Source organism: Paraburkholderia sp. RL17-380-BIE-A (genome assembly GCF_046028085.1).
In the GTDB taxonomy this organism is placed as follows: Bacteria; Pseudomonadota; Gammaproteobacteria; order Burkholderiales; family Burkholderiaceae; genus Paraburkholderia.
In genome coordinates this window covers 67616-94472 of sequence record NZ_JARESQ010000007.1, presented here as the reverse complement: position 1 = coordinate 94472, position 26857 = coordinate 67616, and the positions used below count along the sequence as shown (strand labels likewise).

23 protein-coding genes and 1 pseudogene are annotated in these 26857 nt (G+C 63.1%); 14 read left to right on the top strand and 10 right to left on the bottom strand.

Annotated elements, in window-relative coordinates; genetic code table 11:
- Window positions 1–43 precede the first annotated feature (43 nt).
- Window positions 44–967, bottom strand: a complete 924-nt coding sequence (locus tag P0D68_RS13975; RefSeq protein ID WP_408296916.1) for an NAD-dependent epimerase/dehydratase family protein — start codon at window positions 965–967, stop codon at window positions 44–46.
- Window positions 968–1073: 106 nt separating this feature from the next.
- On the opposite strand from P0D68_RS13975, the gene P0D68_RS13970 reads away from it, so the two are divergent.
- The 8 genes from P0D68_RS13970 (at window position 1074) to hutG (ending at window position 10596) form a co-directional block, all read left to right on the top strand.
- Window positions 1074–1970 (top strand): LysR substrate-binding domain-containing protein, encoded by an 897-nt coding sequence (locus P0D68_RS13970; RefSeq protein ID WP_408186215.1) that lies wholly within the window; start codon window positions 1074–1076, stop codon window positions 1968–1970.
- 366 nt (window positions 1971–2336) lie between these two features.
- Window positions 2337–3860, top strand: a complete 1524-nt coding sequence (hutH, locus tag P0D68_RS13965; protein WP_091795115.1) for a histidine ammonia-lyase — start codon at window positions 2337–2339, stop codon at window positions 3858–3860.
- A gap of 24 nt (window positions 3861–3884) precedes the next feature.
- On the top strand, window positions 3885–4580 hold the full coding sequence (gene hutC, locus P0D68_RS13960; RefSeq protein WP_091795112.1) for a histidine utilization transcriptional repressor HutC: 696 nt from the start codon (window positions 3885–3887) through the stop codon (window positions 4578–4580).
- Between the two features lie 61 nt (window positions 4581–4641).
- The gene (gene hutU / locus P0D68_RS13955; protein WP_408186214.1) at window positions 4642–6330 is read left to right on the top strand and encodes a urocanate hydratase; all 1689 of its coding nucleotides are present in this window, start codon (window positions 4642–4644) and stop codon (window positions 6328–6330) included.
- Window positions 6331–6332: 2 nt separating this feature from the next.
- Window positions 6333–6965 carry a HutD/Ves family protein gene (locus P0D68_RS13950; RefSeq protein ID WP_408296921.1) on the top strand — a complete coding sequence of 211 codons (633 nt, stop codon included), beginning with the start codon at window positions 6333–6335 and terminating at the stop codon, window positions 6963–6965.
- An 85-nt stretch (window positions 6966–7050) separates the two neighbouring features.
- Complete coding sequence (hutI, locus tag P0D68_RS13945; RefSeq protein ID WP_408296923.1) at window positions 7051–8274, top strand: imidazolonepropionase; 1224 nt, start codon at window positions 7051–7053, stop codon at window positions 8272–8274.
- Window positions 8275–8284: 10 nt separating this feature from the next.
- A complete protein-coding gene (locus P0D68_RS13940) occupies window positions 8285–9712 on the top strand; it encodes a formimidoylglutamate deiminase (protein WP_408296925.1) in 1428 nt (475 codons plus the stop codon).
- A 68-nt stretch (window positions 9713–9780) separates the two neighbouring features.
- Window positions 9781–10596 (top strand): N-formylglutamate deformylase, encoded by an 816-nt coding sequence (gene hutG, locus P0D68_RS13935; protein ID WP_408296927.1) that lies wholly within the window; start codon window positions 9781–9783, stop codon window positions 10594–10596.
- 261 nt (window positions 10597–10857) lie between these two features.
- Here hutG and P0D68_RS13930 read toward each other — a convergent pair whose 3' ends face one another.
- Window positions 10858–10995: a hypothetical protein gene (locus tag P0D68_RS13930; RefSeq protein WP_177204991.1), complete on the bottom strand. Its 138-nt coding sequence runs from the start codon at window positions 10993–10995 to the stop codon at window positions 10858–10860.
- A 334-nt stretch (window positions 10996–11329) separates the two neighbouring features.
- On the opposite strand from P0D68_RS13930, the gene P0D68_RS13925 reads away from it, so the two are divergent.
- Window positions 11330–11995 (top strand): hypothetical protein, encoded by a 666-nt coding sequence (locus tag P0D68_RS13925; RefSeq protein ID WP_091795098.1) that lies wholly within the window; start codon window positions 11330–11332, stop codon window positions 11993–11995.
- A 38-nt stretch (window positions 11996–12033) separates the two neighbouring features.
- Window positions 12034–13935, top strand: coding sequence for a DUF3857 domain-containing transglutaminase family protein (locus P0D68_RS13920; protein ID WP_408296929.1), 1902 nt, complete (start codon window positions 12034–12036; stop codon window positions 13933–13935).
- Window positions 13936–14010: 75 nt separating this feature from the next.
- Here P0D68_RS13920 and P0D68_RS13915 read toward each other — a convergent pair whose 3' ends face one another.
- The 5 genes from P0D68_RS13915 to glgC form a co-directional block, all read right to left on the bottom strand.
- Window positions 14011–15162 (bottom strand): branched-chain amino acid ABC transporter substrate-binding protein, encoded by a 1152-nt coding sequence (locus tag P0D68_RS13915; protein WP_091795092.1) that lies wholly within the window; start codon window positions 15160–15162, stop codon window positions 14011–14013.
- Window positions 15163–15652: 490 nt separating this feature from the next.
- Complete coding sequence (locus P0D68_RS13910; RefSeq protein WP_091795089.1) at window positions 15653–16114, bottom strand: hypothetical protein; 462 nt, start codon at window positions 16112–16114, stop codon at window positions 15653–15655.
- A 160-nt stretch (window positions 16115–16274) separates the two neighbouring features.
- Window positions 16275–17141 carry a pyridoxal kinase PdxY gene (gene pdxY / locus P0D68_RS13905; RefSeq protein ID WP_091795086.1) on the bottom strand — a complete coding sequence of 289 codons (867 nt, stop codon included), beginning with the start codon at window positions 17139–17141 and terminating at the stop codon, window positions 16275–16277.
- 275 nt (window positions 17142–17416) lie between these two features.
- The gene (glgA, locus tag P0D68_RS13900) at window positions 17417–18877 is read right to left on the bottom strand and encodes a glycogen synthase GlgA (protein WP_408296932.1); all 1461 of its coding nucleotides are present in this window, start codon (window positions 18875–18877) and stop codon (window positions 17417–17419) included.
- Window positions 18878–18932: 55 nt separating this feature from the next.
- Window positions 18933–20198, bottom strand: coding sequence for a glucose-1-phosphate adenylyltransferase (gene glgC, locus P0D68_RS13895; RefSeq protein ID WP_091795080.1), 1266 nt, complete (start codon window positions 20196–20198; stop codon window positions 18933–18935).
- 510 nt (window positions 20199–20708) lie between these two features.
- Here glgC and P0D68_RS13890 point away from each other — a divergent pair.
- The gene (locus P0D68_RS13890) at window positions 20709–21872 is read left to right on the top strand and encodes an alpha/beta fold hydrolase (RefSeq protein WP_408296934.1); all 1164 of its coding nucleotides are present in this window, start codon (window positions 20709–20711) and stop codon (window positions 21870–21872) included.
- 92 nt (window positions 21873–21964) lie between these two features.
- Here P0D68_RS13890 and P0D68_RS13885 read toward each other — a convergent pair whose 3' ends face one another.
- Complete coding sequence (locus tag P0D68_RS13885; protein WP_408296936.1) at window positions 21965–22684, bottom strand: SDR family NAD(P)-dependent oxidoreductase; 720 nt, start codon at window positions 22682–22684, stop codon at window positions 21965–21967.
- A gap of 130 nt (window positions 22685–22814) precedes the next feature.
- Between P0D68_RS13885 and P0D68_RS13880 the strand changes: the two genes are divergently transcribed.
- Entirely contained in the window at window positions 22815–23777 is a 963-nt protein-coding gene (locus tag P0D68_RS13880; RefSeq protein ID WP_408296938.1) for a LysR family transcriptional regulator, read from the top strand.
- Between the two features lie 134 nt (window positions 23778–23911).
- Here P0D68_RS13880 and P0D68_RS13875 read toward each other — a convergent pair whose 3' ends face one another.
- Together P0D68_RS13875 and P0D68_RS13870 are read right to left on the bottom strand one after the other, a co-directional pair.
- Window positions 23912–24502 (bottom strand): LysR family transcriptional regulator, encoded by a 591-nt coding sequence (locus P0D68_RS13875; protein WP_408468605.1) that lies wholly within the window; start codon window positions 24500–24502, stop codon window positions 23912–23914.
- A 102-nt stretch (window positions 24503–24604) separates the two neighbouring features.
- Window positions 24605–24778: pseudogene (locus tag P0D68_RS13870) on the bottom strand (helix-turn-helix domain-containing protein); the annotation flags it as partial.
- A gap of 118 nt (window positions 24779–24896) precedes the next feature.
- On the opposite strand from P0D68_RS13870, the gene P0D68_RS13865 reads away from it, so the two are divergent.
- A complete protein-coding gene (locus P0D68_RS13865) occupies window positions 24897–25508 on the top strand; it encodes an NIPSNAP family protein (protein ID WP_091795067.1) in 612 nt (203 codons plus the stop codon).
- Between the two features lie 226 nt (window positions 25509–25734).
- Complete coding sequence (locus P0D68_RS13860; protein WP_408186202.1) at window positions 25735–25959, top strand: hypothetical protein; 225 nt, start codon at window positions 25735–25737, stop codon at window positions 25957–25959.
- Window positions 25960–26857 lie beyond the last annotated feature (898 nt).

Here is a 26857-nt window from a genome sequence, read left to right as displayed (position 1 = left end):
TCGAGTTGAGCTTACGGATTCGCAACGGCGGCGCTTACATGGATTACGCCGCGGTAGAAGCCTTCTTCGCGGACATCATGTCGTGCTCGATCCAGTCGATCACGGAAGTTCTCTTCGGTTGCCAGCCAAGCAGCTTGCGGGCGCGCTCACCGCGCACGCGGCTGTTCGAGCCGAGGCCATACGAGGCCATTTCGTAGCCCCATTCCTTTTGCGCTTCTTCGAGCGGCCAGTCTTGCGGTTCGCCGAGCTCCATCGTGCGCGCAATCGCGGCGCTCATGTCGCGGAACGACGCCTCGCCGCTTTCCACAAAGTAGAAGGTGCCCGCGGGCGTGTTTTCGAGAGCGAGGCGATACAGTTCGGCGACGTCGTCGATATGCACGTTCGACCAGATATTGCCGCCGCTGCCCACGTGGCGCACCACGCCGCTCTTCAGTGTTTGACGCACGAGGCGCGGCAATTGCACGCTCGCGCTGCCGGACACCGCACCGTGGCCGTAGATCAGCGTGTTGCACAGCACGGCCGAACGGATGTTCTGCTGCGCGGCGTCGAGCACGAGTTGATCGATGGCCACGCGCGCGGCCTTGTCGGCGCTCGGCGTGGGCAGCGCGTCTTCGTGATAGATACGCGCCTGACCCGCTTCGCCGCCCGATGCATCGCCGACAATGCTCGAACCGCTCGTGTGCAGGAACGTTTTGCCGGACCCGGCGAGTCCTTCGATCAACGCTTTCACGGCGCCTTCATGGTCGCTGCTCGCGGCGTTGATGACGGCGTCGGCGGCTTTTGCTTCGGCGATCAGCAACGCGCTGTCGTCGAGCGTGCCGATGACGGGTTCGATGCCTAGCCGTTGCAGCTCGGCGCGCTGTTCGGGGTTGCGGATCAGACCGCGGACGGAGTGGCCGGCGCGCGCAAGATGCGCTGCAATGGACCCGCCGATAAAACCGCTTGCACCAGTGATGAAAATCTTCAAGTCGTTCTCCTTGTTGAGAAACACGATGACATGCAGGCAGTATCCACCGACTTGATTCTCGCAAAAAGCGTGTTAGTCTCAAATCAAACTTGATTTGAAATCAACAATGAAAACTTCGACTGACGAGTTGCTGGTGTTCGTCACGGTGATCGACAGCGGCTCGATCACCGCGGCTGCGGAAAAACTGGGTCAAACGGTCTCGGGCGTGAGCCGCGCGCTCACGCGCCTGGAGAAGAAGCTGGATACGGCGCTGGTGCGGCGCACCACGCGCCGTTTGCAGCTCACCGAAGAGGGCGAAGCTTTCCTGCAGCGCGCCCGGGCCATCCTGCACGCGATGGAAGAGGCCGAGGAGTCCGTCACGCGCGGCCGCGAGCGACCCTCGGGGCGTTTGCGTGTCGATGCGGCGTCGCCCTTCATGCTGCATTGCGTGGCGCCGCATATGACGGCGTTTTCGGCGCTATATCCGGAAATCAGGCTGGAATTGACCAGCAACGAACGGATCGTGGATCTGCTGGAGCAGAAGGTGGATATCGCGATCCGCATCGGCGAGTTGCAGGATTCGACCTTGCATGCGCGTGCATTGGGGACCAGCAAGCTGCGGGTGCTCGCGAGCCCGGCGTATCTGGCCGAATATGGCGAACCCAGATCGGTGGAAGCCTTGCGGGAACATCGGCTGATCGGCTTCACGGCACCGGAGCATCTGAATCGCTGGCCGTTGCGGGAAGGGCGCAAGGGCGGCTCCGAAACGCTGAAGATCGAACCGGCGATCACCGCGTCGAGTGGCGAGACACTGCGGCAACTGGCGCTGACGGGATGGGGCATCGCCTGTCTGGCCGACTTCATGAGTGCCGCCGACGTGCGCGAGAAGCGTCTCGTACCGATTCTCGGCAACGTGCTCGCCGACGAGCGGCAGCGGGTGAGCGCGGTGTATTACCAGAGCGCGTCACTGGCGGGGCGCGTGCAGTGCTTTCTGGACTTTATCGCGGCGCGCGTGAAGCTTTAGCCGCGTTATTCCCTTCATCGGCCTGATACGAAGCCCGCGGCTTGCCAGAGTCCGCGGGCTTTTTTACGCCGCGAGCCGCCTCGCCTATAACGCTCTTATGGCGCGGAGTCGTCGCCGGTCGGGGCCGGAATCTTTTTGTCCCCCTCGCGCCTCGCTTTTTGAACGTGTATATACAAGTTGAGATCTTCGAAGCGGAGAGGCGCTACACATCGGGTGGTCAATTGAAGACATCGCAAAGGCAAGATCCAAGCCAAGCCTGCATCTCGCCCTAATGGAAACCCCTGGGCCGAAACCTCCAAAAACAAGTTGTATATACAAGCCGACGCCGCTAGACTTCTTTCAAATTGTATAGACAGGACGACAACCATGATGAATCTGAAGCCCGGCCACCTGACCCTCCCGCAACTGCGCCAGATCGCACGCGAACACGTCGCGCTGCAACTCGATCCCGCCAGCCATGCCGCGATCGACGCCTGCGCGCAAGCCGTTGCCGACATCGCCGCGAAGGGCGAGCCGGCCTACGGCATCAACACGGGTTTTGGGCGCCTCGCCAGCACGCATATTCCGCACGACCAGCTCGAACTGCTGCAGCGCAATCTGGTGCTCTCGCACGCGGTTGGCGTGGGTGAGCCGATGTCGCGTCCGGTCGTGCGTCTGCTGATCGCGCTGAAGCTCTCGAGCCTCGGCCGCGGCCATTCGGGCATTCGCCGTGAAGTGATGGAAGCGCTGATCACGCTGTACAACGCCGACGTGCTGCCGGTGATTCCGGTCAAGGGTTCGGTCGGCGCATCGGGCGACCTCGCGCCGCTCGCGCATATGTCGGCGGTGCTGCTCGGCGTCGGCGAAGTGTTCGCGAAGGGCGAGCGCATGCCGGCCACCGAAGGTCTCGCGCTCGTCGGCCTCAAGCCGCTCACGCTGCAAGCCAAGGAAGGTCTGGCGCTGCTGAACGGCACGCAGGCTTCGACCGCGCTCGCGCTCTACAACATGTTCGCCATTGAAGACCTGTACCGCACCGCGCTGGTGTCGGGCGCATTGTCGGTGGATGCGGCCATGGGTTCGGTCAAGCCGTTCGACGCGCGCATTCACGAACTGCGCGGCCATCAAGGCCAGATCGACGCGGCCGAGGCATACCGCTCGCTGTTGCAAGGCTCCGGCATCAACGTCTCGCACGCCGATTGCGACAAGGTGCAGGACCCGTACAGCCTGCGCTGCCAGCCGCAAGTCATGGGCGCGTGTCTGGATCAGATGCGCCACGCCGCCAACGTGCTGCTGCTCGAAGCGAACGCCGTCTCCGACAATCCGCTGATTTTCCCCGACACCGGCGAAGTGCTGTCGGGCGGCAACTTCCACGCGGAGCCGGTTGCCTTCGCGGCCGACAACCTCGCGCTCGCCGCCGCTGAAATCGGCGCACTCGCCGAACGCCGCATCGCGCTGCTGATCGACGCGACGCTGTCGGGCCTGCCGCCGTTCCTCGTGCGCGACGGTGGCGTGAATTCGGGCTTCATGATCGCTCACGTCACGGCTGCCGCGCTCGCCTCGGAAAACAAGACGCTCGCGCATCCGGCATCGGTCGACTCGCTGCCCACGTCGGCGAATCAGGAAGACCACGTGTCGATGGCAACGTTCGCCGCGCGCAAGCTGGGCGACATTGCTGAAAACACCGCGAACATTCTGTCGATCGAGTTGCTCGCCGCCGCGCAAGGCGTCGATCTGCGCGCGCCGCACAAGACCAGCCCGAGCCTGCAGAAAGCGATGGACGCAGTGCGCAAGGACGTCGCGCATTACGAGCTCGACCACTACTTCGCACCGGATATCGCGGCGGTCACGCGTCTCGTGCAGAACGGCACGATCGCGAAGCTGAGCCCGTTCTCTTTCGTGTCCGAACAGTAAGTCTCAAGCACGCATATCAAGCCAATGAACGCACCGGCCTATCAGGGCATCAAGGACTTCATCCTCGCGCGCATCCATGCGGGCGAATGGGCCGAAGGCGACCAGGTGCCCTCCGAAAACGAGTTGGCGCGCGAATTCAACGTTGCGCGCATGACGGTCAACCGCGCATTGCGCGAGTTGACTTCGGAGCAGGTGCTCACGCGTGTGCAAGGTTCGGGCACCTTCGTGGCCCGTCCCAAGTACGAATCGACACTGGTGGCGATCCGCAGCATTTCCGACGAAATCGTCGCGCGCGGTCATCGCTATCAGGCGAACGTGCTGCACATCGGCGCGAGTATCGCTGACGAAGCGCTCGCCGAGGAAATGCAGGTGAGCGCGGGCAGCCCGGTGTTTCATTCGCGCGTGCTGCATTTTGAAAACGACGAGCCGGTGCAGCTCGAAGAGCGTTGGGTCAATCCGGCGGTTGCGCCCGAATACGCGTTGCAGGACTTTACGAACACCACGCCGAACCAGTATCTCGTGCGCGTGGCGCCGTTGCAGCGCGTCGAGTATCGCATCGAAGCGCTCGCCGCTGACGGCGATACGCGCGAGTTGCTGACCATGGACGAACTCGAACCGTGCCTTGTGCTGCATCGGCGCACATGGTCGCAAAGCCAGGTCGCTTCGATCGCCAATCTCTGGCATCCCGGCAGCCGTTATCGCTTTACCGGACACTTCTAACACGCCGTCTTTTCCGAATCCGATTCTTTTTCGACTATCTACAAGCATTCCGAGGGCCATCATGAACAACCCGAAACACATCGATCCGCGTCTTGATCCCACCCGCACGATCCGCGCACCGCGCGGCGCGGAAAAGACCTGCAAGACCTGGATCGCGGAAGCCGCGTACCGGATGATCCAGAACAATCTGGACCCGGAAGTCGCCGAGCATCCGCATGCGCTCGTCGTGTACGGCGGGATCGGCCGTGCCGCGCGCAACTGGGATTGCTTCGATCAGATTCTCAAGTCGCTGAAGGATCTGGAAGAAAACGAAACGCTGTTGATTCAATCGGGCAAGCCGGTCGGCGTGTTCCGCACGCATGCCGACGCGCCGCGCGTGCTGCTGGCGAATTCGAATCTGGTGCCGCATTGGGCGACGTGGGAACACTTCCACGAACTCGATCGCAAGGGCCTGATGATGTACGGCCAGATGACGGCGGGCAGTTGGATTTACATCGGCAGCCAGGGCATCGTGCAGGGCACCTATGAGACGTTCTTCTCGGTAGCGAACCAGCACTTCAACGGCGAGCCGAAGGGCCGCTGGATTCTGACCGGCGGTCTGGGCGGCATGGGCGGCGCGCAACCGCTCGCGGCCACCATGGCTGGTTTTTCGATGATCGCGGTGGAATGCGACGAGACGCGCATCGACTTCCGTCTGAAGACGCGCTACGTCGATAAAAAGGCGAAGACGCTCGACGAAGCGCTCGCCATGCTCGACGAAGCGAAGCAGGCCGGCAAGCCGGTGTCGATCGGCCTGCTGGGCAATGCCGCCGACGTCTTCGCCGAGTGCGTGACGCGCGGCATCACGCCGGATTGCGTGACCGACCAGACCAGCGCGCACGATCCGATTCACGGCTACCTGCCGCAAGGCTGGAGCGTTGAAGACTGGCGTGAGCGGATGAAGACCGCGCCGGACAGCATCATCCTGCCGGCCAAGCAGTCGATGGCCAAGCAGGTGCAAGCCATGCTGACGCTGCAGGAACGCGGCGCTGCCACGCTCGACTACGGCAACAACATCCGTCAGATGGCGCTGGAAATGGGCGTAGAAAACGCCTTCGATTTCCCGGGCTTCGTGCCGGCGTATATCCGGCCGCTGTTCTGCGAAGGCAAGGGGCCGTTCCGCTGGGTCGCGCTGTCGGGCGATCCCGAGGATATCTACAAGACCGATGCCAAGGTCAAGGAATTGATTCCCGACGATCCGCATCTGCACAACTGGCTCGACATGGCGCGCGAACGTATCGCGTTCCAGGGCTTGCCGGCGCGAATCTGCTGGGTCGGCGTGAAGGACCGCTATCGTTTGGGCCAGGCGTTCAACGAAATGGTCAGGAACGGCGAACTGAAGGCGCCGATCGTGATCGGCCGTGATCACCTCGACACCGGTTCGGTGGCAAGCCCGAATCGCGAAACCGAATCGATGAAGGACGGTTCGGACGCGGTCAGCGACTGGCCGCTGCTCAACGCACTGCTGAACACCGCGGGCGGCGCCTCGTGGGTGTCGCTGCATCACGGCGGCGGCGTGGGCATGGGCTTTAGCCAGCACTCGGGCGTCGTGATCGTTGCGGACGGCACGGATGCCGCGAAAGAGCGCCTCGGCCGCGTGCTGTTCAACGATCCGGCAACCGGCGTGATGCGTCACGCGGATGCGGGCTATGAACTCGCGCAGGAAACAGCGCGCGAGGCTGGTCTCAATCTGCCGATGCTGGGCCGCTGATCGTGACGCTTCACGGCACGCTTCACAGCACGCCAATCGGCAGCGGGGCAACCCTCACGCTGATTCGCGGCGCCGACCTCGTGGCGGCGCCGTGGAAGAACGGCGGCGGCGTCACCCGCGAAGTGGCGGCTTTTCCCGAAGGCGCGGGGCTCGACGCGTTCGTGTGGCGGGTGAGCGTTGCCGATGTCGCGCAAGCCGGGCCGTTCTCGCGCTTTGCCGGTATCGATCGCACACTCGTGTTGTTGTCCGGTGCGGGCATGCTGCTCGACGAAGCCGGCGGCGAGAAGACACACGCGTTGACGCAAGCGCTCGACATGGCGCGCTTCGCCGGCGAAGCGCACATCGACGCGCGCCTTGTCGACGGCGCGACGCGCGACTTCAACCTGATGGTGCGTCGCGATGCGGCGCAGGGTGAGGTGGAAGTATGGCGCGGCGCAGCGCGGCGCACGCTTTGCGCCGACGTGGTCCTGCTGTACTGCGCGCAAGGCGCCGTGCGGGTCACGCCGGGCGCCGCGCAACCGCTATCGCTCGAAGCGGGCGACACGCTGCGTATCGACACACCGAACGCGCTGTCATGCGTGGTAGAAGGCGAGGGCGCCTTGCTCGCCATCAGTATCCGCTACGCACAAGGCTGACGACGATTCGTATGCACGCCCAGATGCGTCACGGCGCGCGCACGCGAACCACCACAGACACGCAACAAGCTGCAAAGAGCACGCGATGAAGCAAACCGTCTGGCATCACCTGAAACTTTGCCCGCAGGGCGATCCCCAACACACGCTGCCGGATGCCGCGATCGCCGTTGAAAACGGCACGATCGTGTGGCTCGGCGCGGCCCCCGATTTACCCGCCGAATACGCCGCATGGCCGCGCGAAGATCTGCACGGCGCGTGGGTCACGCCGGGTCTCGTCGATTGCCACACGCACCTCGTGTACGGCGGGCAGCGCGCGGACGAATTCGCGCAGCGCCTCGCGGGCGTCAGCTACGAAGAAATCGCGCGCCAGGGCGGCGGCATTGTCTCCACGGTGCGCGCCACGCGTGCCGCGGATGAAGCCTCGCTGCTGCGTCAGTCGGCCGCGCGGCTCGAACCCTTGCTTGCCGAAGGCGTGACGACGATCGAGATCAAGTCCGGTTATGGCCTCGATCTCGCCAGTGAGCGCAAGATGCTGCGCGTTGCGCGGCAATTGGGCGAGCGCTATCCGGTAACGGTCTACACGACGTTTCTCGGCGCGCATGCGTTGCCGCCCGAATTCGCCGGCCGCGCCGACGTGTATATCGACGAAGTCTGCAACACCATGCTGCCCGCGCTTGCCGACGAAGGTCTCGTCGACGCCGTCGACGTGTTCTGCGAGCGCATCGGTTTTTCGCTGGAACAAAGCGAGCGCGTTTTCGAGGCGGCGGAGCGTTACAAGCTGCCCGTGAAAATGCATGCCGAGCAACTGTCGAACGGCGGCGGCACGGCACTCGCGGCGCGCCACCATGCGCTGTCCGCCGACCACCTCGAATTTCTCGACGAAGCCGGCGTGGCTGCGATGAAAGAAGCCGGCACGGTGGCCGTGTTGCTGCCGGGCGCGTATTACTTCATCCGCGAGACGCAGTTGCCGCCGCTGGAATTGCTGCGGCGCTATGAGGTGCCGATTGCGATTTCGACCGACAGCAACCCCGGCACGTCGCCCGCCACCTCGCTGCTGCTGATGATGAACATGGCCACCACGCTGTTCCGCATGACCGTGCCCGAAGTGCTGCAAGGCGTGACTTCGCACGCGGCGCGCGCGCTCGGCAAGGCGGATCGGCACGGCTCGCTGCAGGCCGGACGAGCGGCCGACTTCGCGGTGTGGTCGGTCGATTCGCTGGCCGAGCTGGCTTACTGGATTGGACGTCCGTTGTGCGCGCAAGTCGTACGCGCGGGTGAAACCGTTTATAAGCGGCGCGAATTGAGCTAGGACCTGAGAGATGACACAAACGCAGACAGAACCGCAGACACAAACACAATCGAAACGATCGCTGTTCGCCGAGCATGCTTATCTGCCCGACGGTTGGCGTCGCAACGTGCTGCTGGAGTGGGACACGAACGGCACGTTGACGTCCGTCACGCCGGATACGTCCGCGCCGCCCGCCGGTGTGCAGAAGGCCGTCGGTCCGGTATTGCCTGGCATGCCGAACCTTCATTCGCATGCGTTTCAGCGCGCAATGGCCGGTCTCACCGAATATCGCGCGGCGTCCGGCGCGGGCGCTACGGACAACTTCTGGAGCTGGCGCGACCTGATGTATCGCTTTGCCGCGCGCATCACGCCGGAAGGCCTGGCGAGCGTCGCGCAGTGGCTGTACATCGAAATGCTGAAGGCGGGTTATACGTCGGTATGCGAGTTTCACTACGTGCACCACACGCCTGAGGGCGGCCGCTATGCGAATCAGGCGGAACTCGCGCAACGTGTCGTGGATGCGGCATCGGCGAGCGGTATCGGCATGACGATGCTGCCGGTGCTGTATCAGTACGGCGGCTTCGGCTCGCGCGCGCCGCGTGACGATCAGCGGCGTTTCATCAACACGCCGGAGAGTCTGCTCGATCTGCTCGGCACGTTGCGCGCGGCACGCCCCGAAAGCGCCGCGTTGCGCTACGGCGTGGCGCCGCATTCGCTGCGCGCCGTATCCGCGGATTCATTGCGCGCGCTGCTCGGCGGCATCGACAGCACTGCGCCCGTTCATATCCATATTGCCGAGCAGACCGCTGAAGTCGACGCGTGCCTCGAAACTGAAGGCGCGCGTCCGGTGCAGTGGCTGCTCGATCGTTTCGTCGTAGACAGCCGCTGGTGCCTCGTGCATGCCACTCACGTCGACACGAGCGAAACGCTGGCGCTCGCGAAGAGTGGCGCGGTTGCCGGGCTATGCCTGACGACCGAAGCCAATCTCGGTGACGGCATTTTTCCCGCGCAGGAATATCTCGACGCGCAAGGACGCATGGGCGTGGGCTCGGATAGCCATATCGGCGTCGACTGGCGCGCGGAACTGCGCTTGCTCGAATACGGCCAGCGTCTCACGCGCCGGCAACGCAATGTGCTGGCGTCGGCGCAGACCACGCATGTCGCCGACCGTCTGTACGACGCTGCGCTCGAAGGCGGCGCGCGCGCGACGGGCCGCGCGGTTGGCGCCTTGCAGGCGGGTTGCCGTGCCGATTGGCTCGTGCTCGACGTGGATCATTCGAGCATTGCCGAGCATGCGCCGCACGCCTGGCTCTCGGGCGTTGTATTCTGCGAGCATGGCGAAACACCGATTCGCGACGTGTATGCAGGCGGCGACAAGGTCGTGGACAATCGTCGGCATCGCGATGAAGAGGGCGCGTACGCACGCTATCGTGTGGCGCTTGCGGACCTGCTCAAATAACGCGGCTGCCGGCGCGCCTTGCATGATCCGCTGAACTGATTCTTCGATCTTATCGATTCCGGACTGATATGACTGATTCGAACCCAACGCCGGTTTTCTCGCTGCATCAGGGAAGCCTGCCGCTCCTTATTTCGATTCCGCATCTGGGTACGCAGATCCCCGCCGACATCGCCGCGACGATGACGCCCGTCGCGCGGCGCACCGACGATTGCGACTGGCATCTGGACCGTCTCTACGCGTTCGCAAAACGCATGGGCGCGTCGATTCTTTCGCCGACCTACGCGCGTTACGTGATCGACCTGAACCGTCCGCCCGATGGCGCGAACCTCTATCCGGGGCAGGACACGACCGGTCTGCTGCCGGTCGATACCTTCGACAAGGAACCGTTGTATCCCGACGGCCAACTGCCGACTGAAGCTGAAGTCGCGCGCCGTCGCGAAGCGTACTGGAAGCCGTATCACGAGGCGTTGCAAGGAGAACTTGCAGCGCTGAAAGCGAAACACGGCAAGGTGCTGCTGTGGGAAGCGCATTCGATCCGCTCGCATGTGCCACGTTTCTTCGCAGGACGTCTGCCCGATTTCAACTTCGGCACGTCCAATGGCGCGAGCGCGGTGGCGGGATTGGCCGAAGAAATGGCTGCGCTCGTCGAGCGACATGACGGCGGCTATTCGGCTGTTGCCAATGGTCGCTTCAAGGGTGGGTATATCACGCGCGAGTATGGGCAGCCGTCGCAAGGCGTGCATGCATTGCAGCTCGAACTGTCGCAGATCACGTATATGGAAGAGCACATGCCCTATGCGTATGACGAAACGCTGGCTGCGAAAGTCGAGCCTTTGCTGGAAGCGCTCGTCGTCAAAGCGTTGGAGCTCGTCGAGGCGGCGTGACGCACGCGTTATCGCGCGGTCGTTTTATCTTTCCTTCCACTCGGTTCACGGTGCTGCGCAAGGTGCGCAAAGCCGTGTCCGCGTCGGCTGACACCGCAAAGGTGTAACAGCATGTGTCCGTGATTGCATGCTGCCGTTTTCGCGCAGAACGTATAGAGCGCGTCCAACACGTTGCGCTGTCTTCTACCTGCCGGCGAAAAAAAGCCCCGCGAGTAGCGGGGCTTCACCACGTGCCGCGCCGGTTAGGGCATGGCAGCACCATTAATGGCAGCGCTTTTCCCAATGATGATGGACGTGCACCTTGTGGCATTCGCGGTGATGATGCTCATACGCTTGTGCGGGCGCGATGGCGCTCAGAGCGGCGACGGCAGCGGCGATGGTGAGAACAAACTTCTTCATTACAGAATCCTTAATTCGGTGTTGGGGTATTAGCGTTGAAGCACGGCGCGTGCCGCAACGGTTCGCAAGCATGCCACATTGCGCGTTCAGAGCGGAGGAACGCTGGACAAATGCGCTGGTCAATTCACAACGACGAGCGCCGCGAGCGGCCGCTGGCGGTGACTGGCGTGCGACGGCGTGAAATCGCGCAGTGGCGTGTAAAAACGACAGATCGACGCGCATGCGATGTGATGCCGGGATTGCGCGTCATGGCTTGAAGCGGCTACCCTTTCAAAACGATGACGCGCCTAAGCGCGTGATCTTCACATCGGGCAAAAAAATGGAAGACCCAGCGATGGAAGATTCCGACGAATTGCTGCTCCCGGTCTGGCGAGCGAACCTGGTGCTGTTGACCCGCGAGGTCGGTGCGGCGTCGCGCCTCGCGCGCATGATGACCTTTTCCGCGAGCTATCTGAAGCTGATGTTGTCCGGTCAGCGCGAATTCAGCGAGGAATTCGTGCGCGGGATCGAAGCGGTCACCGGATTGCCGGCTGGCTGGATGAACGCACCGCACACCGAGCATGACATACCGTCCAACGCGCGCGAGGCGATCGATAACGAACAGCCGCTCGCGCGGTTTCGCGGCACGGCGCATCCCGTGCGAAAGAAGACGGTGCTGCGGCCGCCCGAGCCGATTTTCGGCCAGCCGGGACCGGCCAAACGTGTCGAAGAAGAAATTCTCGACGCCGAAACGCATCGGCGTCAGGCGCACTTTCGCAAAGTGCGCGACGTGGCGATTCAGGAAGTGCGGCGTTTCGAGCGGCATCTGAGCCATGCGCCGGTGGAACTGGCGTCGATGCGCGCCAAGGTGGAAGACGTGATCGCCGCCGCCGATCTCGACGATCCGATTCAGGCCGATCTCGCGGGACGGCTGGAGCAGATAGAAAAACATCGCCATCTTCTGCTCAGGCACGTGGAGCGGTTGCAGGCTTTACTCGGGCAACTCGGCGAAACGGAGTGATGCTGCGCGCGAGGAGGTGGCGTAGCAACGTCGCCAGCATGGCGTACTTTCTCAGGCTGGCCTTCGGGTTGGCGCTGGGTGTGTGTCTGCTGTCCATCGCGTTCGCCGACGATAGCGCGTCCACCGCATCCGGCGACGATCGCGCACCCTCCACGATCGAGCGCGACGTTCATCTCTTCACGATCCAGAAAGACGGCTCCGTCGAGGAGCACGACGACACGGTCTTGCGCGCCAACACGACGAGCGGCGTCGACGATATCGCGCAACGCTACGTGTGGTTCAACAAGGACATCGAGCAGGTGCAGTTGCTGGCCGCCGAGACCATCGACGCGGGCGGCGTCGCGCATCCGGTCGGTCCCGAGGCGATCCGCGACGTGCAGGAGCCACGCTCCGCCGGCGCGCCGAGTTTCGAGGACGGCGTGTTGCGCACGGTGATCTTCCCGGGCGTGGAACCTGGCTCGCGCGTGCATCTGGCGTTTCGTAAGACCCGCACGAAGCCGTTGCAGGTGGGCACCTTCGCGTACCTGGTAGAGCCGACTCGCGACCCCATCGAACTGCAACGCCTGATTTTCGACCTGCCCGCCGACGTGCCGCTTTATGCCGACGCGCGCGGCTACGTTGCCGTGCCGCCGGTCACGGAAAATGGCCGTACGCGCTACGAGTTCGACTATCAACACGGGCCGTATGCGCCGCTCGAAGCGGGCGCGGTGGGCTACGCCAACTGGGGCGACCGGTTGATGGTATCGACGGTGCCGGACTTCGCGAGTTTTGCCGCGCGATATCGCGGGCCCGCGGTCGACGCGACGATGAGCGACCCGGCGATTGTCCGCCTCGCGCAAGCGCTGAGCGCCGGCACCGCCGACCCACGCGTGAAGGCGCAGTTACTGTACGACTGGATGCGCCTGAATATCCGCTACGTGGCCTTGTTTCTCGGCGAGACGGCGGCGATCCCGCACAAGGCGATCGATATCCTGCGCAATCGCTATGGCGATTGCAAGGATCATGTCGCGCTCTATGGCGCGTTGCTGGCCGCGCTCGGCATCCGCAGCGAAGCGGTGCTCCTCAATCTCGGGCCGTACTACAGTTTGCCGGACGTGCCCGGCTACGGCGCAAGCGCGATCAATCACGCGATTATCTGGATTCCTGAGTTGTCGTTGTTCGCGGATACGACAGCCGGCGGCACGGCATTCGGTTATCTGCCGCCGAGCGTGATGGACAGGCCGGTGTTGCTGGTGGGCGAGGGCGTCCTGTCTCGCACGCCGGCCACTCAATTGCGCGAACGCAATGCGCGCGTGCAGATCGACGTCGATGAAAGCGGGGCGGCGCACTACGCTTACCGCGTGGAAGACACGGGTTTCACGGCAGAGATCGAACGCAACACGTTTCGTCGCGCGACGCGGCAACGCACGCAGCAGATCGCCGCGAACCGTTTATTGCAGACGGGTTTGCACGGCACCGCGCAATTGCGCACGGCGGATCTCACTACGACGACGGGACCGTTTGCGACATCGATGCAAGGGAAAGTGGAGCACTTCGTCTGGACCGAGGGCACGACGGCAATACCGGCGTTGACGAGTTTCGCGGGCGGCATGGGTTCGCAGGTGCAGGCGTGGCTTGCGGAGCCTGCGAGGACTCAGCCGTGGGCGTGCATTGGCGGAGAGTTCGACGAGACGCTGGAAATGACGCTGCCGCGCTTCGTGCGAGTGACGGATTTGCCGGCGGACACAGCGGTGCAAGACCGGTTTCTGACGTTTTCATCCAGCTACGTTTTCGATCCCGTGTCGCGCCTCTTGCAGGTCAGGCGGCACCTGCGCGCCGCCTTTGGACATCAGATGTGTTCTGCCAATGAATTCGCCGAAATGCACGACGACCTGGTGAAAATCGAGCGGGATCTCGATGCCGGCCTGGTGGTCAAGGTTGCCGATTCGAAGAACCGGTAGCGATGGCGCCGGCACGGGGGAAAAAGCGGACGCAAAAAGCGGGACACCGCCCTGGAACCCGTGCCGGAACCTGTCTTAGCTTCCGCTCTTCGTTACGATCGGCACCCAGGCCCCACTCTTGACCTGGTACAGCGTCGACGCGCCGCTCTTCAGCGCGCCAGTGCCATCGAAGGAAATCTTGCCTGTCACGCCTTCGAAATCGATCGCCTTCAGCACGGGCCGGTAGTCGTTCGGCGAGCTGGATTTGGCCTGCTGCATGGCCTTGATCGCGGCCCATGCGCCGTCATAGCCAAACGGTGCGTAGGACAGGATATCCACACCGAAACGCTTCTTGAACTTCGCCGAGAAATCCTTGCCGCCTGGCAGTTGCGCGAGGGGGCGTCCGTATTCCCAGGCCATCACGCCTTCAGCCGAATCGCCGGCGAGCTTGATGAAGTCCTGATCCATCACGCCGCCGCCGCCCACCAACTGCGCGGTCATGTTCAGCTGCTTCATGCGCTTCGCAAAGCCGGCGGCCTGCGTGTCCAGTCCGCCGAAGAAAATCAGATCGGCGTTGGTCGATTTGAGCTTGGTGATCTGCGTGCTGAAATCGACCGCTTTATTGTCGGTGTACTCACGCGCGACAATGCTGCCGCCGTGCGCTTTCACTGCTTTCTCGAACTCGTCGGCCTCGCCCTGGCCGAACGCGGTCCGGTCGTCGATGATCGCGATGCGTTTGGCCTTGGTTACTTCCACGGCATACACGCCCGCGTTGCCGGCGTTTTGCGCGTCGGTGGAAATCACCATGAAGGTGTTCGCGAAGCCGCGTCCCGTGATGACCGGATTCGTGGCAGCCGGGTCGATCACCGGAATGCCGGACTGCTCGTAGATCTGCGAGGCCGGAATTGTCGTGCCGGAGTTGAAGTGGCCCACCACGACGGAAACGCCCGAGTCGACCAGTTTCTGGGCGGCCTGCACGCCGATGCGCGGGTCGGCCTGGTCGTCTTGGGAGACGATCTGGAATTGCGCGACCTTGTCGCCGATCTTGATCTTCTGCGCGTTGGCTTCCTCGATCGCGAGCCGGACGCCGTTCTCCAGGTCCTTGCCGTAGCCGGCGTTGGCGCCCGTCAGCGGCGCGGCAAAACCGATCTTCACCGGCAGATCGTCGGCGAACGTGGCCGGCGGCGCGACGGCGAAGATAGCGCCAACTAACAGGGCGAGCGGTTTCAGCGTGTTGCGAAGACTCATGGTCTCTCCTTCCATCGACAGTTTCAGGTTGTGAAAGCGGCAAGGCAGTAACGCTGGATCGACGCGCGAGCGTGGTCATCTCACGGCGCGCATCGAGAGACTACGGATGATCCGGCGCCATAAACAATAGTGGAATACGCCAGAGGACGCTCCCTTCGAGGCGCCTGAAGGAAGTCCCTTAGGGGGCTTCCCGAACCCATTCCTTTTGCCGGCGCACAGTCGCGTTCATCCGTCCGTCAATCTGGCCCGAATATAGAAAGCCAATTTACTGTCGTCTTGGCAGTTCAAGGCGTTTTGAATGAGCATTTCGGCACAGCGGGCACAGCGCATTCGCTGATAGCGTGTGGATGCCGTCGCGAGAGTGCGGATTGCGGCACATGCTTAAGAGACCGGCGCGAATGCGCCGGCCGGGTGTCCACGGCGCAGCGGCGGGAATGAACCCGCAGGCATGCGCCGCGGAGAGTGTGTCTTGCGAACTAAAGCGGGACGCTCAATGCTCGCCCTGCTGGCGCAACAACTCTTCACGCAGACGCAGAAGCGGCGCCTTGGTGTCGTCGTCGGCCCATGTGTCGAGATCGTCGATTGCGCGCTGGCAACCGTCGAGCACGAGGTCGAGGTCCACCGGCACGCCGTTGTTCAGCGCGAATTCGATGGTCTCGGCGAATTGCTGGCATTCGTCTTCGCCGTAGGAGATGTCGAGATTGTCGGCGATCACTTCGGCGATGTTGCTACGCGCCTTGTCGTCCGCCGTGACCATATCGACGATGCCACGCGCCACGGCCGGCGAATAGTAGAGCGCAATGTCGAGCCATTGCGCGGGATCGAAGTCGGCCTGGTCGAACTGATTCTCGAAGAACTCGATCGCTTCCTGTTCGTGTGCTTCGTCAGCGTCGACGCTGATGCACAACTGCTCAAAATATTCTTCCCGCTCGCTGCGGATATAACCGTCCATCGATGCCTCGTCTGCTGAATGCCGGATGCCTGAAAATGCGGCGCGGGCGGGCAGGTACCTCGTCCACGCGGCACGCATTATAGGACGGGTGGCCGAGGCCGAGCCCAACGAGCCGCGTCGCGTTCCGCGCACGACACGTCAAACGGGTGACTCACGCTACTTACGCCGTCTCCGCCACCCACGCATCGAACCACTCGCGCGGCTGCGCGATTTCGTTCTGCGCGGCCACCAGTTCGAGTTCGTAACGCCCGGCCTGCCAGGTCGCCTTCACCACCGCATTCACGGCGGCGAGCGTGTGCTCGAAGGCGGCGCGGATCGAATCGCCGAGCAGCGTACGCGCGACGAACACCGCGCTCGTCAGATCGCCCACGCCCACCGGCTGCCGTGCGAACGGATAGAGCGGGCGCTGACCCATCCACGCTTCGCGTTCAGTGACGACCAGCATGTTGAAGCGGTCGGCGAGGCTGTTGCGATCGAGCAGGTGTTTGACCAGGATCAGCTTCGGCCCGCGAGCGATGATCTCGCGGCATGCGGTGACGGCTTCTTCCAGCGTCTCGATCTCGCGGCCCACCAGACGTTGCAGTTCGGTGTGGTTCGGCGCCATCGCGTCGGCGAACTCGGGCATGGTGCGCACGAGAAACTCCTGGATGCCCGGCTCGACCTTGCAGCCGCTCGCGGCACCCATCACCGGATCGCAGAAGTACCACGCGCGAGGATTGGCGGCCTTCACGGACTTGACGATTTCCAGCACCGACTGGGCCTGCTCGGGCGTGCCCAGATAGCCGGACAGCACGGCGTCGCAGCGCGGCAGCATGCCGATCGCGCCGATGCCGTCGACCAGATCCTCCATTTCCGAGGCGTCGATCGCGCCACCGGTCCAATGTCCGTATTGCGTGTGGTTGGAAAACTGTACGGTGTTGAGCGGCCAGACATTGACCCCGAGCCGACGCATCGGAAACACAGCCGCGCTGTTGCCGGCGTGTCCGAAGACGACATGTGACTGGATGCTCAGAACGTTTTTCGTCATGGTATGGCCCGCGCGAACGGATAGGCGCGATCAAAGAAAACGGGAAGGTTGCGCCGCGGTGGCGATCCGTCGGGTGCGGGACGCCTCATGCGGCAGGACTGCTTCAGATGATGCGGGAAATCGGCACACTGTGCATCGTCAGGCAACAATACATGAGTTTGCCGCGCGCGAGTCGATCCGTCCCCGTGTTGTTGCGTCGAACCATCAAACGTGCGGGCGGCGAGGGCGGCCGTGAGCGAACCTCAAGCCGACCTCAAGCCGACCTCAAGCCAACCTCACACGAGCTCACGATACAGCGCCAGATAGCGCTCCGCCGAGGCGCCCCAGCCGAAGTCCTGGCGCATTGCGCGCCGCTGCGTCGCTTTCCATTCGGTGCGGCGTCCATACAGGGCGAACGCGCGGCGGATCGCGGCGCCGATCCCCTTCAGCTCGAAGCGTTCGAACACGAAGCCGGTGGCGAGGTCGTCGGCGAGATTTTCGAGGGATGCGTCCACCACCGTGTCCGCCAGGCCGCCTACGCAATGCACGAGCGGCAGCGAGCCATAAGCCAGCGCATACAGCTGGGTCAGCCCGCAAGGCTCGAAGCGCGACGGCACCGCGATCACGTCGCTGCCCGCGACGATGGTGTGCGCGAGCGTCTCGTCGAATCCCAGTTCCACCGCCACCGATTCCGGATGCGCCTGCGCGGCCCGCTTCAAGCCGTTTTCCAACGCCGGGTCGCCGGTGCCGAAGACGACCAGTTGCCCGCCGTGCCGGATAATTTCAGGCACTGCCTCGAGCAGCAGATCGAGGCCTTTCTGTTCGGTCAGGCGGCTCACCACGCCGAACAGCAATGCGTCGCTTTTCTGCGCAAGGCCGAAGCGCTTTTGCAGCGCCTCCTTGCACGTTAGTTTGCCGGCGAGGCGCGTGGCGTTGTAGTGGTTTTCGAGCAGCGCGTCGCTGGCGGGATTCCAGACTGAGTAGTCGACGCCGTTCAGAATGCCGCTCAGATCGTGCGAGCGATGGCGCAGCAGCGCGTCCAGTCCGCCGCCCTGGGCGAGCGTCTGGATTTCGCGCGCGTAGGTCGGGCTGACCGTGGTGATGCGGTCGCTGTAGTAGAGGCCTGCCTTGAGAAACGACAGTTGCCCGTAAAACTCCACGCCGTGCATGCTGAAGTAATCGGCGGGCAGCCCTAATTGACCGAACTGATGAGCGGGAAACACGCCTTGATAGGCGAGGTTGTGCACCGTGAAGACGCTGCGCGCGAAAGATCGGCCGTGCTGGCGCTCCGCCGCTTTCAGATAGGCGGGTGCGAGCCCCGCATGCCAGTCGTGCGCGTGGACGATCTGCGGTGACCACGTGGGGTCCAACTGCTGGGCGAGCTGCGCGGCGACCCAGCCGAGCAGCGCGAAACGCTGGGCGTTGTCGCCGTAGGGCACGTGCTCGTCATTGAGATAGGGATTGCCGGGACGGTCGTACAGCGTGTCCGCGCGGATCACGTAGACGACCAGGCCGTTCGACGCCAGCGTGCCCCGCTCGAGCGTGACGCCCGGTGCGTCGAACCGGCGGCCCAGTTGCGCGACCGGCGCGAGATCGGCCAAACCGGCGAGCACTGCCGGGAAGCCGGGCAACAGCACCCGCACGTCCGCGCCGCGCTCGATCAGCGCGGGCGGCAACGCGCCCGCGACGTCGGCGAGACCGCCCGTTTTGAGGAGGGGATACAGCTCGCTTGCGACGTGCAGGGCGCGAATCGTCATAGGCTCCGTCTCTATCCTGTGTGAATGCGGGTTGAGTCTGACACCGGCACCGGCCTTACTTCACCGTCTGCCGTAACGCTTCCGGCGTGACCAGCACGACGCCGTCGTCGGTTCGGTAAAAGCGCTCGGCGTCGCTTACCGGATCTTCGCCGATCACCGTGCCGTCCGGTATGGCGCAGCCGCGGTCTATCACCACTTTCTGCAATCGGCAACTCGCGCCGACGGTGACTTGCGGCAACAAGACTGCCTCATTGATGTTACAGAATGAACTCACTTTCACATTCGACGAGAGCACCGAGCGCGAAATCTGCGAGCCCGAGATCACACAGCCGCCGCACACGATCAGATTGTTGCCCGAGCCTTGCAGCCCTTTCAGGTCGCGCACGAACTTGGCGGGCGGCAACTGCTCCTGGTAAGTCCAGATCGGCCAGGTGCGATCGTAGAGATCGAGTGTCGGGATGGTGGAGGCGAGGTCGAGATTGGCGGCCCAGTAGGCGTCGATCGTGCCGACGTCGCGCCAGTACGGTTCCACGTTCGGGTCCGACGACACGCACGACATGCTGAACGGATGCGCGATCGCCGTGCCTTGCGTGACCACGCGCGGCAGGATGTCCTTGCCGAAGTCGTGATCGGTGTCGATGGAGGAAATGTTCTCTTCGAGCAGCGAATACAGGTAATCCGCGCTGAACACGTAGATGCCCATGCTGGCGAGCGCCGTGTCCGGACGGCCCGGAATGGCCGGCGGGTCGGCGGGCTTTTCCACGAAGCCGGTCACCCGGCGGTTTTCGTCGACGTGCATCACGCCGAACGCCACGGCGTCCATGCGCGGCACCTCGATGCAGCCGACCGTGCAATCCGCGCCGCTCTCCGCGTGGTCGGCGATCATGCGCGTGTAGTCCATCTTGTAGATGTGGTCGCCCGCCAGCACCACCACGTATTTTGGCCGGATCGAACGGATGATGTCGAGGTTCTGGAACACCGCGTCCGCGGTGCCGCGATACCAGTGCGCGCCTTCCACCCGTTGTTGCGCGGGCCACAGGTCGATGAACTCGCCGAATTCGCCGCGCAGAAAGCTCCAGCCGCGCTGCAGATGGCGCAACAGCGAGTGCGCCTTGTACTGCGTGACGACCGCGATGCGCCGAATGCCGGAGTTCAGGCAGTTGGAGAGGGCGAAGTCGATGATCCGGTACTTGCCGCCGAAGTGCACGGCCGGCTTGACGCGTTTGTTGGTAAGCGGGCCGAGCCGCGTGCCCCGTCCGCCCGCGAGGACGATGGCGAGGGTGGTGCGCTGCAGATCGTTCAGCCGTGCCGGAGTATCCATGTCTGTCTCCTTTGTCGACCGGGCTTGGCGCTTTGCAGGAGACCCGGGTAGCGCGCTTGCGCGCGAACGCTGGTCGACAGCTAAAGCACCTGCTCCGGTCCCATGCAAGATGATTGCTGGTTAGTATGCCCCGGATGCTTGGGTCGCTTGCTCCCCCGATCATTCGTGCTGCCAGGCGGCTCCGTCTTCGCGGGCCCGTCTGCTAGTTCTAGCACTGATTTGCCGTGGGCGAATAGTCTGAATTGTGCCGACGCCGCTCACGCGCCCACCTTGCGCACGATCGCCCCTTGCATCCCGGCGATCCGTGCGCCACGACACATAGAGCGCAAGGTGAGCCGCCGCAATATGCGTGCCACGCCCGCCCGAGGCGGCATGAGCTTGCGCTGGCGGCGGCAGGGTCGGGCGGGGCGTCGTAGAATCGTCCGCTCCCGGCCGCTGGTTGGGGCGCTGGCCTCGCCGTGCGCCTGCCTCGCAGGCTCCCCGTTGCTTTTCCTTTGTAAAAAAACCTCGATGAGTTTTCGCCGCCTTTCCTTGCTCGCCACCGTAGGCGTTTGCACGCTAGCTTGCGCCTGCGCGTCCGCCGTTTTCGCTGCTTCTGACGCCACGCCGGCGAACGCCGCCACCGCGCAGACCACGGACAGTCAGGCCAGTGCGGCCGCTGTGGTCACCGCTAACGCCAATAACGCCACCAACGCCACTAATGCCGGCAGCACCGGCGGCGATGCCGGGCCGGCTTACGGCCCCGAGCTGCAGGGCTTCGACTACCCGGCGCCCGTCGGCCAGTACGACTTCACCTCGCAAGGGGTGGCGCTGCACATGGCCTACATGGACATCAAACCGGCGCATCCGAACGGCCGCACAGCGGTGTTGCTGCACGGCAAGAATTTCTGCGCAGCCACGTGGGAGGCGACCATTCATCAACTGAGCGACGCGGGTTATCGCGTCATCGCGCCGGACCAGATCGGCTTTTGCAAATCGAGCAAGCCCGAGCACTATCAGTACAGCTTTCAACAGCTCGCGCGCAATACGCACGCGCTGCTGCAATCGCTCGGCGTGACCGACGCGACCGTCATCGGCCACTCCACGGGCGGCATGCTGGCGATCCGCTACGCGCTGATGTATCCGCACGAGACGCAGCAACTGGTACTGGTCAATCCCATCGGTCTGGAGGACTGGAAGGCGAAGGGCGTGCCCTCGCTCTCCGTGGACCAATGGTATGAGCGCGAACTGAAGACGACCGCCGACGGCATTCGTCGCTACGAGCAGGCCACCTATTACGCGGGGCAATGGCGCGCGGATTACGAGCCGTGGGTGCAGATGCTGGCGGGCATGTACCGCGGTCCTGGCAAACAGATCGTGGCGTGGAATTCCGCGCTGCTGTACGACATGATTTGCACGCAGCCGGTGGTGTACGAGTTGGGACAATTGAGCATGCCGACGCTGTTGCTGATCGGCCAGAAGGACACCACCGCGATCGGCAAGGACGCGGCGCCACCCGAGGTGCGGGCGAAGATCGGCCATTATCCGGAACTGGGTAAAGCGGCAGCGAAGGCGATTCCGCACGCGACGCTAGTCGAATTCGCGGAGTTGGGGCACGCGCCGCAGATGCAGGACCCGAAGGCGTTTCACAGGGCCTTGCTGGCGGGGCTGGCGGCGGTGCCGACGAATCGGTAGGCATCCAAACGGCTTTCCGTGCCGTCACGGCGCTGCTAGGTCGCGGCGGTCCGCTCGATCAGGGTTTGGCTGAGTATACCGGCGTATCTCCGTCACCACCGGACGGTGCGGCCGCGATAATCGAGATATTCCAGGCCGGGACGGCCCTGCTTGGCCAGCAGTACATTGACGACCCCGGGCACGCTTTCCTCGATCGACAGTCTTCCCTCCGGTCCACCCAGGTCGGTGCGCACCCAGCCCGGTGCCATTAGCAGCATGGCGCGGGGCGTTCGAGCCTGGCGCGCAGCAAAGCAGCGCATGAACTGATTCAGCGCCGCCTTGCTGCCGCGATAGACCTCTCGCTGACCGGACTCGTTGTCCGCGATGCTGCCTTGCCCGGACGACATGACCCCGATCAGTCCGGTGGGCGGGACAAGATCGGCAAGGCGCTCCACCACCCGCATCGGGCTGAGTGCATTGGCAACCATGAGGTTGACGAAATCCCCGGTCGATACCTCGCCGATGGTTTCGGTTGGATCCGGATTGGTCGTGCCGGCGTTGACGAACAGAATGTCGAACGTCCGGTCGGACAAGCGCGAGTGCAGGGCGTCGATCTCATCCGGCCGGGTGATGTCCAGCGTCTCGATCTCGACCCTGTCCGGATGCGCATCGGCCAGGGCGTGCAGCAGGGTCCGGCCGCTGCCGGCGCGGACGGTGCCCATGATGTTCCATTCCTTCTTCAGAAACTCGGCCGCCATCGCATGGCCAAGGCCGCGCGAGGCGCCGATGAGCAGAATCGTGGGACTGTGAGCCGGGTTGCGTGCTTGGGGCATGAGCTTTCCTTCTTCGTCGGGTGATGCAGTGAATTCTGGGGGATCGCTCCACCTTTGCACCAGACGCTCCGCCTACAATCCACGATTGCGTCAAACGCCATACCTGACCAGCTTCGGCTATGCTGGAGGGATGTCACGCGTCGACCTCAACCTCCTGACCGCGCTGGATGCGCTGCTGACCGAGCGCAGCATTACGGGCGCGGCGCGGCGACTGAACCTGAGCGTCTCCGCCATGAGTCGCACGCTCACGCGTCTGCGTGCGGCCACGGGCGACCGCCTGCTGCTGCAGGCCGGCCGCACGCTGGTGCTCACACCTTACGCGGAGCAGTTGAGCCAGCGTCTTCCCGGCCTGGCCCGCGAAGCGCAGGCTTTACTGAGCCCCGCCGACCATACATTCGAAGTCGCCACCCTGGAGCAAAGCTTCACGCTGCGAGCGGGGGAAGGCTTCATCGATCTGCTCGGCGCACCCTTGATGAAGAGGATCCACCGCACAGCGCCTGGCGTGCGGCTTTGCTTCACGCCCAAGCCTGACTGGGACGCGCAGCCACTACGCGAAGGCACGGTTGATCTCGAGATCGGCACTGTCAGGACCACGGCCCCCGAGATCCGTACACGCCTGCTCTTTCGCGACCGATACGTGGGCGTGTGCCGACTCGGCCATCCCAACATGAGCGGCACCGGCATCAGTGCGGAGCACTGGACTACGTGCGGCCATGTGGCGACCTCGCGTATCAAAGATGGAGTCAGCCCGGTGGACGCGGCCTTGGAGGCACCGGGCCTGCGCCGGAAGGTGGTGATGGTGGTGCCGTCCTATACGAGTGCCATGCAACTAGCCCGCCACTCGGACCTGCTCGCCGTCATTCCGCATTCCTGCCTCGGCAACCCGTTCACGCCTGATCATGCCGCCGCAAACGGGCTTCAGGGCTTCGAACTGCCTGTGCTGACACCCGCTTTCGACGTCTCGGCGATCTGGCATCCGCGCCTCGACCGGGATCCGGCCCATCGGTGGCTGCGCGCTGAGGTGCTCGACTTGTGCCTGGCGGCGTATCCGCGAGAGCCGAACGCGGCAGACCCGCTGCAATCCATTCGCTAGTACTGTTGCACGCTTCGCGGCTGTGCGTCATTCGCTCGTTGTGATTGGCGACGCGACAGTTCCGTATGGCGCTCTCCCGTCAATGCGCATAGGTGGCCGTGTTCTGTTTTCCGACTCCAGAACCTCAACCTCATTCACGCCGACTTCAGCAGTGGTTCGCGGTCGATGCAATCCACGAGGAACGCCATGACAGCCTTGATAGCTCGCGCGCGTCGCAGGTCGGGGTAGGTTACCAGCCACAGTGCTGTTTCCGGAGGCCCGCCTTCGACGTCGAGCCTGACGAGTTCAGCGTCACGTTCGCCGAGCACCGTTGGCAAAACCGCGACGCCAACACCGTTGCGTGCGGCCATCTGCTGGGCGATCACATCGCTTGTTTCGAAAACGATCGGCCTGCCATCCACGAATCGTCGCAGCCATGTTTGATGCTTCACGTGATTCAGCGACGCATCGTAAGCTATGAATGACCACTGCGCGGCGGGCCGGCTCGCATAGGCACGGCTCGCATACAAGCCAAAGCGAATCATGCCGATCCGGCGCGTCAAAAGGCTCGGCTCTTCTGGCTTCACCATGCGAATCGCTATATCCGCGATGCCCCGGTCGAGTGCTGCGATGTCTGGCGTGTTCGCCATGACAATCTTTAAAGACGGATGCGCCTCGTGAAATGTCTGCATGTACTGCGCGACGCAAAAGTTGCCGACTGTGGGCGGAACGCTTATCCGCACCACGCCAGACAATGCCGACTTCGCCCGTAGCGCAAACGACTCGATGGCCTGTGCGCTTTCGGAGATCGTGGCGGCAAAGTCGGCGACGACCAGTCCATCTTCGGTCAACCGAATGCTTCGGGGTAGCCGATGAACGAGCTTCAATCCAAGTGTCGCCTCCAGTGACGCAATGCGACGCCCGACCGTTGCGTGTTCAACCGACAGCTCAGTCGCTGCCTTGGAGAGCGACCCGGCGCGCGCGAGCTCATGAAAGTAGCGCAGATCTTGCCAGTCGAACATGGTGAATTTTTTCCCAGAGGCTGTGAACGAACAGGGAATACCGCTGCGGCAGCGGATGAGTCTAATCTAGTTCGCAGACAGGTACCCCGCGAAGATTCGGATCACTCTGGAGAATGACGTGCTGTATGAACTGACTACCCTTTCGTCTCACATCCTCAAAGTGCCTCAGGTCATTGCGAACGCGCAGACATACCTCCATCAGCGTGTAGCGCTCGGCCGTTGGCTTGGCACCTGGACCTCGGAAAACGGAACGCTCGGAAGCGTGCGCATGCTGCGAAGATTCGAAGACGCGGAGGAACTCGCACGTGAGAGAAGGCGCGCGCTGCATCACGACGACCCTTTCGGGGCAGCCACGAGCGAGTGCGCAATCGAGATGGAAAGCTACGCCGCCTTTCCTTTTCTTCCCCCGGTAGAGCCGGGGGCCTTCGGCAAATACTATGAGTTTCGGACTTACTGGTTGCGGCCGGGTGGACTCGTGCCGACGATGAAAGCATGGGAATCCGCAATGCCCGAACGTTCGAAGCGCTCGCGCTTAACGGTCAACATGTACGCGCTCGATGGCGCGCCACGCATCACTCATATCTGGCCTTGGGAGAGTCTGGACGAGCGCATTGCGATTCGCGCCAAGTCGTACGCCGATGGTATCTGGCCACCGAAAGGTGGCCCGGAGCAATTTTCCGAAGCGACCTCGACGATCTGGATACCTGCAAACAATTCTCCGCTCCGATGAGTTTGACTATACGAGGAGCGCTTAGGACGATGTTTGGACAGAGCAGCGGCGCGGCGCAACCGGACTTCGCCGACAGGCAGCCCTTGAATCACCAAGGGTTTGTACCTATTCCGGCAACTGTCAATTGTTCTACAAGAGCTTAATCACAAGCCGCCTCCGGCCTAGACTGAAAGCACTGAAACGCAAACGGGTGTTTGCGGAAAATCAAGTCTTGGAGGTAAGGATCATGAAACTTGTTCAATCACTGGTTGTGGCCGCCGCTCTCGCTATTCCGGCTGTATCGTCTTTCGCTCAATCGAATGAAGCGGCTCCGCCGGTCAATTCTCTGTCGGGAACCCATCAACATCTGCATTCGCTCCGTAACGATGTTTCTCGCTTGGGGCACAAAATCCAAGGCTCAATTCGTCCGGATGCAAACCATGGGATGAAGCCGATTTACTTCGGTTCGTAAATCACCGGTGTCGAATGCTGCAGGCCACTGTTGTCGTTCTTGCTTTAGGCCGTGAGCATTCTGTAGTTGCAATGGATCGAAGCGCGCAGGTCAATCTGCGCGTCTTTTGCTTTTTCGAGAACCTTCCTACTGTGCCTGCATTTAGCCGCGAGCGATGTCTGCTTCGGGGTCGACTTCTATCGACCGCCTCGGGCAGTGACCGGTCATCGACGGCCGTTGGGCCGCGTCTTCATACGGACGTTCGAATGGCGCCTTCGCTGGGTTGACGAACCTTTGCACGTCGAAGTTGTCCGGCGCGTCGTAGAACGGCCAGCGGGCCGATCATCAAGGGGCGCGCGATCCGGGGCGCACCTTCGATCGCCCACCCTCAGCCGGCCAGCGACTCAAGATCAGCGCTACATATCTAACGGCCTTGAAGGTGAATTACCTCCCGAACCTGGTTTTGGTCAGCTTCACGCCGCCGTGACGGAAGCCTTCGATCTCACCACCGCGTGGAAACGGGAGTGAGTACCCTTATTCTGTACAGCGAAGGTTGATGCACGCTGACGCTCACATTACATTGATGTTACGTGCGCTTCGCCTTCAGGAATGACAGGGCGGCCCAGGAAGCAATCGTTCAGGTTTCGAGGGGCGAAGCGCTGCAACGGGGCGACATGGGCCGGTTGCAAAAGGCCGCGCTCGGGCAGAGACGACCGGTCACTGACGCTCGTACAGGCGGCGCAATGACCGGATACTGGCGGAAGATTCAGCGTTTTTGGAGGGCTGTGTCGCCCGTGCGTGTCACTGTGCTGACGCTGCTTGCAATGGTCGCGTTTGCAGCGAATTCGTTGCTATGCCGGCTGGCCCTCAAGGGCACCGGCATCGATGCAGCGAGTTTTACGTCGATCCGTATCGCGTC